This window comes from Afipia clevelandensis ATCC 49720, assembly GCF_000336555.1.
GTDB lineage: Bacteria > Pseudomonadota > Alphaproteobacteria > Rhizobiales > Xanthobacteraceae > Afipia > Afipia clevelandensis.
In genome coordinates, this window is record NZ_KB375281.1 from 222838 (window position 1) to 236073 (window position 13236).

At 61.2% G+C, this 13236-nt stretch carries 9 protein-coding genes; 6 read left to right on the forward strand and 3 right to left on the reverse strand.

The genetic code is table 11. From position 1 onward, the window contains the following. Positions 1 to 99: 99 nt before the first annotated feature. Positions 100 to 1029: a glycosyltransferase gene (locus tag HMPREF9696_RS00990; protein WP_245259178.1), complete on the reverse strand. Its 930-nt coding sequence runs from the start codon at positions 1027 to 1029 to the stop codon at positions 100 to 102. Between HMPREF9696_RS00990 and HMPREF9696_RS00995 the strand changes: the two genes are divergently transcribed. The 3 genes from HMPREF9696_RS00995 (at position 1008) to HMPREF9696_RS01005 (ending at position 5566) form a co-directional block, all read left to right on the forward strand. Further along, positions 1008 to 3146 carry a glycosyltransferase gene (locus HMPREF9696_RS00995; RefSeq protein WP_245259179.1) on the forward strand — a complete coding sequence of 713 codons (2139 nt, stop codon included), beginning with the start codon at positions 1008 to 1010 and terminating at the stop codon, positions 3144 to 3146. The genes HMPREF9696_RS00990 and HMPREF9696_RS00995 overlap by 22 nt on opposite strands. A 165-nt stretch (positions 3147 to 3311) precedes the next feature. After that, the gene (locus HMPREF9696_RS01000; protein WP_002711068.1) at positions 3312 to 4634 is read left to right on the forward strand and encodes a tetratricopeptide repeat protein; all 1323 of its coding nucleotides are present in this window, start codon (positions 3312 to 3314) and stop codon (positions 4632 to 4634) included. A gap of 11 nt (positions 4635 to 4645) precedes the next feature. After that, entirely contained in the window at positions 4646 to 5566 is a 921-nt protein-coding gene (locus HMPREF9696_RS01005; protein ID WP_002711069.1) for a FecR family protein, read from the forward strand. 49 nt (positions 5567 to 5615) lie between these two features. Here the strand turns inward: HMPREF9696_RS01005 and HMPREF9696_RS01010 are convergent, their stop codons facing one another. After that, positions 5616 to 6524: a LysR family transcriptional regulator gene (locus tag HMPREF9696_RS01010; protein WP_002711070.1), complete on the reverse strand. Its 909-nt coding sequence runs from the start codon at positions 6522 to 6524 to the stop codon at positions 5616 to 5618. Between the two features lie 197 nt (positions 6525 to 6721). Between HMPREF9696_RS01010 and HMPREF9696_RS01015 the strand changes: the two genes are divergently transcribed. Further along, the gene (locus tag HMPREF9696_RS01015) at positions 6722 to 7777 is read left to right on the forward strand and encodes an alcohol dehydrogenase (protein ID WP_002711071.1); all 1056 of its coding nucleotides are present in this window, start codon (positions 6722 to 6724) and stop codon (positions 7775 to 7777) included. 33 nt (positions 7778 to 7810) lie between these two features. On the opposite strand, the gene HMPREF9696_RS01020 is transcribed toward HMPREF9696_RS01015, so the two are convergent. After that, the gene (locus HMPREF9696_RS01020; protein WP_002711072.1) at positions 7811 to 10513 is read right to left on the reverse strand and encodes a bifunctional acetate--CoA ligase family protein/GNAT family N-acetyltransferase; all 2703 of its coding nucleotides are present in this window, start codon (positions 10511 to 10513) and stop codon (positions 7811 to 7813) included. A gap of 260 nt (positions 10514 to 10773) precedes the next feature. Between HMPREF9696_RS01020 and HMPREF9696_RS01025 the strand changes: the two genes are divergently transcribed. Further along, positions 10774 to 11568: a lipase family alpha/beta hydrolase gene (locus HMPREF9696_RS01025; RefSeq protein ID WP_002711073.1), complete on the forward strand. Its 795-nt coding sequence runs from the start codon at positions 10774 to 10776 to the stop codon at positions 11566 to 11568. A gap of 123 nt (positions 11569 to 11691) precedes the next feature. Continuing rightward, entirely contained in the window at positions 11692 to 13233 is a 1542-nt protein-coding gene (locus HMPREF9696_RS01030; RefSeq protein WP_002711074.1) for a WS/DGAT/MGAT family O-acyltransferase, read from the forward strand. Positions 13234 to 13236: the final 3 nt, after the last annotated feature.

Genomic DNA, 13236 nt, shown 5'->3' on the forward strand with positions numbered 1-13236 from the left:
CTGGTCGTTTGCGTTTTTAATTGGTCGATTAACTTTATGCAGGTATTCCCGGCCGAGGCAAGTGGCCTTCCTGCGCCGGAAAATCGGGGCGGGCATGCGTCAGTTGATGACGTTCGGCTGGCGGCCGAGAAGCCTCAAGGCGGTGGCTTCGAATGTGTCGAGTGGCTTCATGGTGTCGAGCATGTCGCGGTGGGCATGTCCGGCGCGTGCCGCCTGTTGCCGGAGCGCATCGTCGGCGAGGGCCTGTCCCAGCGATTTTGCAACATCAGCCTTCGGATCGAAGCTGTCGACAACACGCCCGAGACCGGCCCGCTCGATTTGCAATCCATTCAGAAGCTGTTCGATATGTGTCGCGACAATCAGTTGCGGCACGCCTGCGGCAATGGCGTGAGAAGCGAGGCCACCGCCGCCGAAATGAATTGCAAGACGCGACGGGGCCAGCGTTTCACTCAGTGGCAGATGGGATGAAGACACGCGCGCGCCGCGGCGGACCAGTTGGCCCAACGGCTCGCGGGGAATGTCCGGCGCTGACACAACGAGACGGCTCGCGTAGGGGAGCAGTATCGGCACGATGTCGAACAGCAATCTCGATAGCACCCCTCGGGACAGATAGACGAAGACGTCGGCTGCATCTGTCCGGCTTTGCCGCGGAGTGCTGTCGAGGATAGGTCCCGCAGGCGGCTCCGATCTTTGCAGGTCGTAGGGATCGAGCACTGGAAAGGTCAGAACAATCTGCGCGTCGCCCGCGAAGAGTTGCGGCAAACGGTCAACGGCGGGGCGGTTCAGTGACCGCAGCACGCGGTTGACGATCTGCAGGGTTTCGTCCTCGTTCCAGCGCGGAGCCGTCACGCGATGCAAGGGGGGAAAGCGTTTCATCTCGCCGGGCGGCGCCGTGAAACCGTTGCCGGTGACGATCAGCGGAATCCGCCCGCGCGTCATCAGGCTCGCCGCCGGTGCATAATCCGCAACGACAAGATCTGGCGCCGTTGTTGTAAGAATGCCGTCCCATGCCTGCAGCAGGGATCGCATGCCATCCCCGTCAGCCAGTCCTGCCGATACGAGTTGATCGTGCATGGTCGCGGTGGAGCGAGGTGCGTCGCTCACTGTGTCCATCGGCCACGGCGGAGCCTGCAAAACCTCGACACCGGCATCCAGAAGCCGCGCCGTGTCAAGTTGTCTCAACACGAAAACCGGACGAACATGGTGCCGCTTCAACACGCTGGAAAAACGGGCAAGGGTTGCGGTATGGCCAAACCCGCCGCCGCGCTCCCAGGCAAAAAGAACCGTCTTCATGGTGTGGCGTGCTTCCCGTTTGCGTTGACAACGCGGGCCGGAATACTGGCTATAATGATCGGGTATCAAAAGGCAATTGCATGCAGCCGTCTTCTTCCGCGCATCGCCCGGACGTGCACACGTTCTGGACGGGACCGGACCTCAGTTATTACGAAGACTTGTCGTTGCGGAGCGCGGTCGCGACCGGCGCGCGCGTCTTGCTGTACACATACAACAGGACCCTGAACGTCCCTGACGGCGTCGAACTCGTGGATGCACGCGAGGTGCTGTCCGGACCGATCCACCAGTTTCATCACAAGGACGGCGATCTCTCGCTCGCACTGCATTCCGACCTGTTCAGGTACCTCGCCATCCAGAAGTTCGGCGGCTGGTACATGGATCTCGACATCGTGGTCCTGAAACCGTCGCTGCCCGAGGACAAGATCTATCTCGCCTATCAGGAAGACGGCGTCGCCAACGCGGCTGTGATGAAGTTTCCCGCGCAATCGCCGATCATGACAGCCGCAATCGACGAGGCGATGCGGTTGTTGCCCGAAGCCGGGACATCCGCGCCGGGCGCCGATCACGGCATTGTTGGACCGGCGCTGATCACGCGACTTGCGTCTGAATACGCGATTGATCATCTCGTACGCCCGAAAAGCAGCGCCTACGAAATCCATCCCAACGAAGTCCTGATGTTCTTCGATCCCGCCCAATGCGAGCTGGCGTTTCAGCGGGTGGCTTCTAGCGACTTCGTGCATCTGTGGAACGATCTGTGGCGGGCGCTGCGGATTCCCAAGAACCTCGGGCCGCCGGAAGGCAGTTTCCTCGACGTGTTGTTCAGACGCTTCGGGATCGACGTTCCGCAAGGCGCGCGGCTGTCCAGCGATGCCATCGACAACTGGTTCCGCGAGTTCTGGGTGATGAAGGAACTGAAGCGAAAGCTGTCTGCTCCGAAAATCCCGTTCGATGCGCTCGCTCAATTCGCTCGTTCGATTCACGCTGGCGGCTCGCAAATATCGAACGATGTCGTCATTTCAATGCCGGCCAATCACCCACATGCCATCGTGCCGCAGACGGTCAGAACCTTCTGGCACGGTAACACGATCAACCCTTACCAGTTGATGTGTCTTAAAAGTTTCGCCGCAGCGGGGCATCGCGTCGAAGTGTATTCTTACGGCCGCGATCTGGATATGCCGGACTGGATTCATGTTCAGGAGGCGTCCGACATTGTTCCACGCGAGCACATCCTGAAATCCTTGAGCGAAGAGGGCGCTGTCGCGATTCATGCGAACCGCTTTCGCTACGCCCTGCTTCACAGCAAGGGCGGGTGGTGGATCGACCCTGATGTCATGCTGCTGAAACCGGACCTTCCGGCCGGCGATGTTGTCTTCGCCAGCGCGGATGTCTTCGCCCGGATACCGACCGGGATTTTGAAGTTCCCAGCCGGTCATGGGCTGCTGACCGAAGCGCTGGCGGAAACCGAACAACTGTCCGGCACTTTTGAAGGCTGGGAAGAATCAGGCTCGGCATTGCTCACCGCGCTGGTTGCCCGCCACAGGCTGACCGGTAAAAATCAACAGCCGATGTTACCCGGTCCTGTTTCCTGGTTTGAGGTTGCGGACCTCTTCAATCCGGACAGCGCCGGGAAATTGAATCGAAAGTGCAACGATTTCCATTTTGTGCATTTGCATGACGATGTGTGGCGGCGTGCCGGAATACCGCATCATCTGGCCCCGCCGGAGGGGTCCTTCCTCGATGGGCAGATCGAAAAATTCGGTCTAGCTGCTGATTTTCCGGCAAAAATTTCTTTCCGCGATGTGAACCGATGGCTCGCTCACATGTACCAATGCCTAAGCCAAAGGCAGGCGTAGCTCGGTTCGCCGATCAGCGTTTTCTTCCATCTGTGCCAATTCGGTCACGCGAAACCGATGGTACTTCGTTGATTTGATTCTGCTTTTGTGGTTCTACCGTAGTCATTGACGGCGGGATTTTTTGCAATGTGGTTTCGAGTATTGCCTGTTTTGAAAAGGCCGCGAATGCAGGCCGTCTCGGCGTCCAGCATCTTCGCTGTTTGCGCGCTTGTCTTTTTCGCTCCTGCACAAGATGCGCGTGCACAGGATGCGTCGGAACAGCAGAACCTGTTTCAGCAGATGGTCCGCAACCCCGGCAATCACGAGGTGACCTTCGCCTATGTGAAGGTCGCGACTGCGCGCGGCGATTACGAAGCCGCAATCGGCGCGCTTGAGCGGCTGCTGTTCTACAATCCCAGGCTCACCCGCGTGAAATACGAACTCGGCGCGCTGTATTTCCGCCTCGGCTCGTATGAGATGGCCAAGCGCTACTTCAAGGAAGCGCTCGCGAGCCCCGATATTGATCCGGTGACCAAGGAGCGGGTCGAAACCTATCTGCCCGATACCGAGAAGCAGCTTCAGCCGAGCCGGTTTTCCGGCTTCGCGCAGACCGGCATTCGCTCGCAGAGCAATGCCAGCTTCGCGCCGGGCAACGGCATTTTGCGTTTCGGCGGTCAGGACCTGGCATTGTTGCCGACAGCGCAACGCAAGAGCGACATCAACTGGTTCGGGCTCGTCGGTCTCAGCCACGACTACGATTTGCAGAACCAGCGCGGCGACATTCTCGAAACGCGCGCCGTCGGTTATCTCACCGAACAGTCGCGCCTGAAGGATCTCAACGTCGGCACGTTCGAGATCAGCTTCGGACCAAGGCTCGCCCTCGCACCCGAGCTTCTGCCGGGCGTGACGGTGAAGCCGTACGTCGTCGGCGGCAATACCTGGCTTGGCGGCGTCTCGTATTTCTCGACCGCGGGCGTCGGCATCGGCATGAAGGTTCCGGTGAACGACAGGTTCTCCTTCGGGCCGGATTTTGAATGGCGCCGCGCGGATTTCAGGACCACCGATCCTGTCGCGGGCTTCGGTTCGAGCGACTGGTACACCGGCGGTCTATCGGCGAACTGGAACATCGCGCAACAGATCAGGCTCGATGCGCGGGGACTTTATCGTCGCGGCGATGCGGCCTTGGCGTCTCAGTCATTCGATCAGTGGGCGCTGGAAGCGGCTCTGACACTTGAGTTTGCGCCGCCGTTTGTCTGGATGTCGCGCAACTGGAGCATTGCGCCGTTTGCACGGTGGATCGACACCCGCTTCGACGCCGCAAATCCGCTTATTGATCCGTTCACCGTGCGCAGCGACCGTCAGTGGTCGGTGGGTGCGCTGTTCAATGCGCCGATTACACGGAATTTCGGTTTGTCCGCTGCGGTTCAGTACGACAAGACCGATTCCTCGCTGCCGAACTATCGCCTGGATAATTTCTCGGTGATGTTCGGCCCGACCGCCCGTTTCTGAGGTAGCAGCAGATGTTATTGTCCAAGGAAACATATCTCCGGTCGCTGCTGACAGTGCTGCTGTCGACAACAGCGCTGATTCCAGCGGCTGAAGCGCAGAATTCCGGCCGCGTCGGTGCCGTCAATCTCGATGCCACCGGCACCCCGCCGGGCGCTGGCACGCGCACGCTCACCATCGGCACCAACATCATCTACAAGGAGCGGGTGCAGACCTCGGCACAGGGTTCGACGCAGATCATGTTCCCCGATACGTCCACGTTGAACGTCGGGCGCAACAGCAACATCGTCATCGACGAATATGTCTACGATCCCAACACCGGGACCGGAAAGATGGTGGCGACCGTCTCCAAGGGCGTGATGCGCTTTGTCGGCGGACAGATCAGCCACACTGCCGGCGTCACGGTGAAGACACCGGTTGCGACACTCGGCATCCGCGGCGGTGTCGCGACGGTCGTGTATCCGATCCCGCCGGGTTTCACCGGGGGCGATCCCAAGCTCGCCGGAGCGCAGGGTGAAATCGTCATCGGCCATGTCGGTTCGGTGGTGATCAAGAACAATGCCGGTTCGGTGATCGTCCGCCCGGGGTACATGACGTGGGTGACCGGGCCGAACGATCCGATTCCGGAGCCGATTCCGATTCCGGATTTCCTGCTGCAGAAGATCATGACCGCGCTGACCAGCGGGCCGGGGCAGAGCGGCGGCATCAGCGATCTGCCGACCGACCAGATGGCTGCGCGTCTCGGCTTCGGCAAGACGATTGTCACCGATCCGGCGAAGCCGCCGGGAACGGACCCGCTCGGCTACTTCTCGATCTTCGATGGCGGCAACTCGGCCGCGAAGAACAAGTCGCAGTCCAATCAGACCAACCAGACCGGTCAGCCCGACACCAATCCAAATCCGGGCGGTGGTTGTTACGGATACTGCTATAACTGATCCGCGATCGTGACGAGGCTTCTTTGTGAAGCCCTTTCCCGGCATATTTCTATTTCTGACTCTTCGGCAGAAATAGCGACTGAGCCTTATTGGCCTGTTCGGCCATGAAATCTGCCGTAACCCTGACCCGGGCGATGTTGCGCAGGTCGCTGTGCAGCACCAGCCAGAAGGTGCGGATCAGGCGGAAACTCGGCAAAACGCGAACCAGTTGGGGTTCGGTTTGCGCGATGAAATAGGGCAGCACGCAAAGACCTGCGCCGGCGACGGTCGAGTTCAACTGCGCGATCAGGTTGGAGCTTTTGATCGCGGGGCGCAATTCCGGCGCGACGAAATGCGTGTATTCCAGCTCCGGCGAATAAACCAGATCGTCGATATATGAGATGAACCGGTGGGACGGCACATCGGCGGCGGTCTTGATGGCGGGGTGGTTGGCCAGATAGTCCTTCGAGGCATAGAGCCCGAGTTCGTAATCGGTCAGCTTGCGGGAATGCAGACGTCCTTCGCTGGGCTGCGTCAGGCTGACGGCGATATCCGCCTCGCGCCGCGAGAGGCTGAATTCACGCGGCATCGCGACGAGTTCGATGGTCAGTTCGGGATGCCGGTCGCTGAGTTCGCCAAGGCGCGGGGCGAGGAACTTCGTGCCGAACCCATCCGGCGTTCCGATCCGCACCGCGCCGGTGGCCTGAAGTTTTGAGTCACCGATAGATTGCGCGGCCGAGGTGGCAAGCTGGTCCATCTGCTCGGCCATCTCCAGCAGCCTCTCGCCGGCCTCCGTGAGGGATGACCCGCTGGTACGGCGATCGAACAGTTGCGATCCGAGCGATGCTTCGAGTGCGGCAATTCGTCTGCTGAGGGTCGAATAGTCGATCTTGAGCCTTTTGGCGGCGGCCGTCATGCTGCCGCTGCGCGTGATCGCCAGAAACGATCGAACGAGATTCCAGTCAAACTGGTCGGTCATCGCGGTCTGCTTTCGAGTGTCGCCTGCCGGGGTCCGCCGGACGATCCTGCGTAATCCATCCAGCCGCCGCGGCCAAGTTTCCTGTGCGGCCCGCCCTGCCGCGGGCCGTATTGACAGGCCTGCCTCCGCTCGCCTCTACTCCCGCCCGCACGGAAGTCGCATTTCGGACGGTTCAATAAGAAAAGGGAGGTTGCGCGATGAAGAGCTTCAAGGTCGAGGAATTCAACGGCCCGTTGAAGGAAGTGGACGCCGCGACTCCGCAGCCGACCGGCACGCAGGTGCTGCTGAAGGTGAAGGCGGCGGGCGTCTGCCATAGCGACCTTCATATCTGGGAGGGCGGGTACGATCTCGGTCATGGCCGCAAGCCGCTGTCGCTGAAAGATCGCGGTGTCTCGCTGCCGCTGACGATGGGACACGAAACCGTCGGCGAGGTGGTTGCGTTCGGACCCGATGCCAAGGGCGTGGCCGTAGGCGATGTGAGGCTTGTCTATCCCTGGCAGGGCTGCGGCAAGTGCGCCACCTGCCTGACCGGCGACGAGAACATGTGCATCGTCAAGCCAAGCTCGCTCGGCGTGTACTGTGACGGCGGCTATGCCGATCACATCATGGTCCGGGATCCGCGCTATCTGCTGGACCTGAAGGGACTCGATCCCGTCACCGCTGCGCCCTACGCCTGTTCCGGCGTGACCACCTACAGCGCGATCAAGAAACTGCAGGACGTGATCGACAGGCCCATTGTGATTTTCGGTGCGGGCGGACTTGGTCTCATGGCGCTGACGCTGCTCAAGGCAATGGGCGGGAAGGGCGCCATTGTCGTCGATATCGATCCGGGCAAGCGGGATGCTGCGATGAAAGCGGGTGCGCTGGCCGCCGTCGATGGCGCGGCTCCCGATGCCTTGCAGCAGATCGCAGCGAAGGCCGGCGGCCCCATCCTCGGCGCCATCGACCTGGTCGGAAACTCGGCCACCGCGACGCTCGGCTTCGATTGCCTGAGCAAGGGCGGCAAGCTGGTGATGGTCGGCCTGTTCGGCGGCGGTGCGCCGTGGGCGTTGCCGCTGATTCCCATCAAGGCAGTCACCATCCAGGGCAGCTATGTCGGCAGCCTGAGCGAAACCCAGGAACTGATCGACCTCGTGCGCGAAAAGAAGATTCCGGCAATTCCCGTGACGACCCTGCCTCTCAATCAGGCCGATACGGCCCTGCAGGATCTGAAGAAGGGCAAGCTGGTCGGCCGCGCCGTTCTGGTCCCATGAAGCGATGCGAAGAAGCGGTGCATTGCGCCGCTTCTATTTCGCCTGCGTGATCAGCGGCAGCACCACCAGCGAGATATCGGAATTCTGCGGATCGGGCCGGATTTCAAATCCGAGATGCCGGCACATTTCCAGCATCGTAGTGTTGGTGGACAGAACCTGACCGCGAATGGCGCGGACGCCTTCCGCACGGCCATACTCGATGATCAGTTTCATCAGCAGCGAGCCGAGGCCGATGCCCTTGAGATCGGAACGAACCAGCACGGCGTATTCGGCGCTGGCAAAGTCCGCATCGGTGTGCAGGCGCACCACGCCCAGCATTTTCCCGCTTGTTTCCTCGATAGCAATGAAGGCCATCGCGCGCGCGTAGTCGAGTTGCGTCAGGCGCGCGATGAACGGATGGGTCAATTCCTTCATCGCCGAGAAGAAGCGCAGCCGGATATCCTCCTGGCTGACATGCGAGAAGAATTCCGGATAGAGATGCTCGTCCTCGGGCCGCATCGGCCGGACGAAGATGTGTCGTCCGTCCTTGAGAGTGGTGTGCCGCTCCCATTCCTTCGGATAGGGGCGGATGGCGAACCGGTAGTGACCGGAGCCACGGATCGCTTCACTGAGCGGCGCGATCGACACCTGGGCATCGGCCGCGATCACACCGTCCTTGTCCGCAAGCAGCGGATTGATGTCGAGTTCGCGGATTTCGGGCAGGTCCGCCGCCATCTGCGCGATTTTCACCAGCAGCAGCGCGACGGCGCCTTCATCCGCAGCCGGCACATCGCGGTAACTTTTGAGAATGCGCGAGACACGGGTGCGCGCGATCAAATCCCTGGCGAGGTTGAGATCGAGCGGCGGAAGTGCCAGCGCCTTGTCGTTGATGACTTCCACGGCGGTACCGCCGCGCCCGAACACCACGACCGGTCCGAAGGTCGGATCGTCGGCAAGACCGGCGATGAGTTCGCGTGCGCGCGGACGCAGGATCATGGGATGAACGGTGACGCCGTCGATCCGTGCCTTGGGCCGCAGGGTGTGCGCCCGCTGCAGGATTTCCTCCGTTGCATCGTGCACCGCGCGTTCGCTTGTGAGGTTGAGACGGACGCCACCGACATCCGATTTGTTCAGGATGTCAGGCGAACTGATCTTGACGACAACCGTGTTTCCCTCCGCCAGAATGGCCGTCGCCGCACGCGCGGCCTGTTCCGGATCGCGCGCCAGTGTCGCCGAGGCAATCGGAATCGCATAGGCGGCGAACAACTCGGTGATCTCGACCGGATTGAGCCAGCTTCGCTTATCCTGCAATGCATTCTGAATGATCGTGCGCGCCGCCGTGACATCCGGCGCGAAATCTTCGGGAAGGCTCGGCGGCGTCTGCATCGCGACGTCGAGGCCTTCCCGATAGCGTACAATGTGCATGAAGCCGCGCACGGCGTCCGCCTCGTTGGAAAAATGCGGAATGCCGGCTTCGCCAAAGACCGAAGTGGCCTCTCCGTTGTCGCCGACCCATGTCGCGAACACGGGTTTGCGGGAATAGGTTTCGGCCCGAAACTGCCTGACGGCGGCGACCACGGCCTTGGCGCAGTCCACCGGCGAAGCCAATGTGTTCGGCGCGTTCATGATCAGCGCCGCGTTGTTCGCGGTGTCGCCCAGCACGAGTTCGCAAGCCTTTGCGTAGCGTTCCGGTGTTGCATCACCGAGGATGTCGACGGGATTGGCGTGGGACCACCGCTCGGGCAGCACCTTGTCGAGATTTTTCCGGACGTCTTCTGAAAGACCCGCAAGCTCCCCACCCAGATCAATCAGCCGGTCCACCGCAAGCACGCCGAGGCCGCCGCCATTGGTGACAATGGCAAGCCGATGGCCGTGAGAGGATTGCAGATGGCCGAGCGTTTCCGCCGCGGAGAACAATTCGTCCAGATCGAGCACGCGCAAAAGTCCGGCGCGTCGAAACGCGGCATCGTACACCGCATCGGCTCCCGCGAGCGCGCCTGTATGCGTCGCCGCCGCGCGCGCGCCCTGGGTGTGACGGCCGGACTTGATGACCACGACGGGTTTGACGCGCGCGGCGGCGCGTGCCGCCGACATGAACTTGCGGACGTCGCTGATCGACTCGATGTAGAGCAGGATGGCGCGCGTGTTGGAATCGAGCGCGAAATAGTCGAGCAGGTCGCCGAAATCCACGTCGAGATTTTCGCTCGTCGACACGATCGCGGAAAATCCGACATTGCGGTTCGCAGCCCATTCGACCAGTGCGGTGGAGATCGCGCCGGACTGCGAAATCAGCGCCAGATCGCCGTCCTGTGGCAGGCGCGATGCGAAACTGGCATTCAGTTTGACGCGCGGCACCAGAATGCCGAGCGAGGGGCCAACCAGGCGCAGGCCAGTGAGCCGCGCCGTCTGGGCGATGGTTTCGGTGTAGGAGCCGGTGCCGAGGCCAAGTCCGGCGGACAAAACCATCGCTGCGGGAAAGTTGCGCGCGCCCGCCCGTTTCACGATGCCGGGGATGGCGGAGGGCGGCGTGGAAATGATCGTGAGGTCCGGGACATCCGGAATGTCCTCGATATCGCGAAGCGTCTTGATGCCCTCGATGTCGGAATACTTGCGGTTCACGATGTGGATCGGTCCGCCAAACTTCCCGCCGAGCAGATTGCGAAGTGTGGTGCCGCCGACCGAAGCGGGTTTGGGGCTGCCGCCGATCAGTGCAATCGAGCGCGGCGCGAAAAAGTGGTCGAGGCGGTACGTGCTCATGCAGGGTCTCGGGCCATCAGGGTGACAGGCTATCGCAACAAGGGGAAAAATGTCTCGGACTGACCCAAGGCATGGGGTCGCATCCCGCGAGGTGGCGACCAGTAATGCGCCAACATGTCCGAAGCATGGTGCAGAGCAGCATATTCACCACGCCCGAGTTTTCTCTGAAAGCCAATTGGCAGACGCCCCGACATGCTTCTAGACTGAGCGGACTGCCTCAATGCGGAGCAGTAACGGCGTGGTCAACGGGGCAGGTCGCGATGAGTGTTAACGAGAGCTACCTTGCCGAAAAGGGCCGCCTGCGGCCGCCAAATCTCGGTCTTTTCCTGGCCGAGGGACGGGGCGTTTTCGAACTGAACGCGACATTGCTGATGGCGCCCGCGCTTTTAATGGCGCCGCGCGGAGACGGTCATCCGGTTCTCGTGCTGCCAGGCTTGCTGGCAAGCGATGTCTCCACGCTTATCCTGCGGCGCTATCTGGATCTGCTTGGCTTCTCGACCCACCCATGGGGCTTCGGACGCAACACCGGCGGCGTCTACAGCATGCGCGACAAGCTGGCCAAGCTGCTGACCAGTGTCCACAACACGACGGGCCACAAGGTTAGTCTTGTCGGCTGGAGCCTGGGTGGCGTCTATGCGCGCGATCTGGCGCTGCAGATGCCGGAAATGGTGCGTTATGTCGTGACCCTCGGCAGTCCGTTTGCCGGCGACATCAGCGCGACCAATGCCAGGGCGATCTACGAGATGCTGTCCGGCGAGAAGATAGCAGATGCCGATCTGCGGGATATTCGGGCCATCGCGGGCGATCTTCCCGTGCCGACGTCGTCGCTCTATACACGCACGGATGGCGTCGTGAACTGGCGGACTTGCCTCAACCGGGTCTCAGACACCGCTGAGAACATCGAGGTCACACTGGCGAGCCATATCGGCATCGGCGTCAACGCCGCTGCCCTGTGGGCTGTCGCCGATCGCCTTGCGCAAAAGGAAGGTGAGTTTCAACCATTTGATCGCTCGGGGCCATTCTCACTGGCCTATGCGCGTCCGGAAAAGGGTTAGCATCCGGCAAGATTATCGCCCCACGAGAATTGCCGGAAAGGCAACGGCGGCAAATCGGACCATCACGCAAACATGCGGTCAGGCATCGCAGGCGTCATGGTTTCGCTGAAACGGGAGGATCACATGAGTCACGCCAGGAAGTTGTCCTCGATGGACGCATCGTTTCTGTATCTCGAAACACCCGAGATGCCGATGCACGTCGGAAGCATGGCGATCTTCAAGCTCAAGGACGGATACCAGGGCGATTTCTTTGAAGACTTCAAGAAGATGATCGCCGACCGCATACATGTCGCTCCGATTCTGAAGGCAAGGCTGGAGAAGGCCCCGCTCGACATCGACAATCCGAGCTGGGTCGAGGACGACCAGTTCGACATCGACCGCCATATCTTTCGCGCCAGCCTTGCCGCGCCGCATGACCGCGCGATGCTGGAACGCACCGTCGGCTGGATTCATGCCAAATTGCTCAACAGGGCCCGCCCGCTTTGGGAGTTCTATGTGTTCGAGGGCATGGCAAACAACGAGATCGGACTTTATTCAAAGATGCATCATGCCTGCATCGACGGTGGCGCGGGCGCGGCGCTCACCAATATGATCTATGACATCACGCCGGTGCCGCGTGAATTCCCCAAGACCGTTCCCAACAAGCCATCGAATGAGCCGCGCGACATCGCGGCCAACATGCTCGATTCCTACACCCAGCTTTGGCGTCAGCCGCTGGACCCGTCCAACGTCAAGAGCTTCGATCTGCCGCGCAGCGGCAAGAGCGACCTCGGCTCGGTTTTGTTCGACAACGCCATGTTCCAGATCGAAAGCGGCATCCGGATGCTCGGCACGGTGCCGGAGACAGTCAAAAGCATCCGCGACTTGCTGACCAAGGTTTCCGACCCCAAGTCGCGCGACAGCCTTGCAAGCATGGTGTCGCCCTCGACGATGCTCAACAAGTCGATTTCGTCGGAGCGGAGCTTCGCCGGTGTCTCTGTGTCGCTGCCGGAAGCCAAGGCCATCGCCAAGAGGGCTGGCGGCAAGCTGAATGACGTGGTGCTGGCGCTGTCGAGCGGTGTGCTGCGCCGCTATCTGCTGGAGCAGGGCGGCCTGCCGAGCCGTTCGCTGACCGCGGCGGTGCCGATCTCGCTGCGCGAGGAAGGCAACACCGATGCCAATAATCAGGTGTTCGGCATGGTGTGCTCGCTCGCAAGCAACATCGAAGACCCGAAGGAGCGCCTCGAGGCGATCATCGCGCAGTCCACCAAGTCCAAGGAAATGTCGCATCCTCTGCGCGCGCTGATGCCGTCGATTTCCAATGTCGCCATGCTCGGCGCGCCGATGCTGATTCAGGTGCTGGCGCTGCTTTACAGCCGCTCCAATCTGTCCGACGTGCTGCCGCCGGCGGCGAATGTGACCATTTCCAACGTGCCCGGTCCCCGGCAGACGCTTTATGCGGTCGGCGCCGAATTGCTGCACATCTTCCCGGTCTCGATCTCGACCCATGGCCTTGCGCTCAACATCACGGTGCAAAGCTATCGCGACCAGCTCGATTTCGGCTTCATCGCCGGAGCGAACATCATCCCTCATGCCGAGGTGCTTGCGAACATGCTGCCCAAGGAGTTCGAGATTTTATCGGCGGCCTTTGCCTCGCCCGGGAACCACGCGAGCGCCGCAAGCTGAAAC

Excerpts from the sequence above, each read along its gene's own strand:
- HMPREF9696_RS00995 (WP_245259179.1), top strand. The coding sequence starts at position 1,008 with ATGCCTGCAGCAGGGATCGCATGCCATCCCCGTCAGCCAGTCCTGCCG.
- HMPREF9696_RS00990 (WP_245259178.1), bottom strand. The coding sequence starts at position 1,029 with ATGCGATCCCTGCTGCAGGCATGGGACGGCATTCTTACAACAACGGCG.
- HMPREF9696_RS01000 (WP_002711068.1), top strand. The coding sequence starts at position 3,312 with ATGCAGGCCGTCTCGGCGTCCAGCATCTTCGCTGTTTGCGCGCTTGTC.
- HMPREF9696_RS01005 (WP_002711069.1), top strand. The coding sequence starts at position 4,646 with ATGTTATTGTCCAAGGAAACATATCTCCGGTCGCTGCTGACAGTGCTG.
- HMPREF9696_RS01010 (WP_002711070.1), bottom strand. The coding sequence starts at position 6,524 with ATGACCGACCAGTTTGACTGGAATCTCGTTCGATCGTTTCTGGCGATC.
- HMPREF9696_RS01015 (WP_002711071.1), top strand. The coding sequence starts at position 6,722 with ATGAAGAGCTTCAAGGTCGAGGAATTCAACGGCCCGTTGAAGGAAGTG.
- HMPREF9696_RS01020 (WP_002711072.1), bottom strand. The coding sequence starts at position 10,513 with ATGAGCACGTACCGCCTCGACCACTTTTTCGCGCCGCGCTCGATTGCA.
- HMPREF9696_RS01025 (WP_002711073.1), top strand. The coding sequence starts at position 10,774 with ATGAGTGTTAACGAGAGCTACCTTGCCGAAAAGGGCCGCCTGCGGCCG.
- HMPREF9696_RS01030 (WP_002711074.1), top strand. The coding sequence starts at position 11,692 with ATGAGTCACGCCAGGAAGTTGTCCTCGATGGACGCATCGTTTCTGTAT.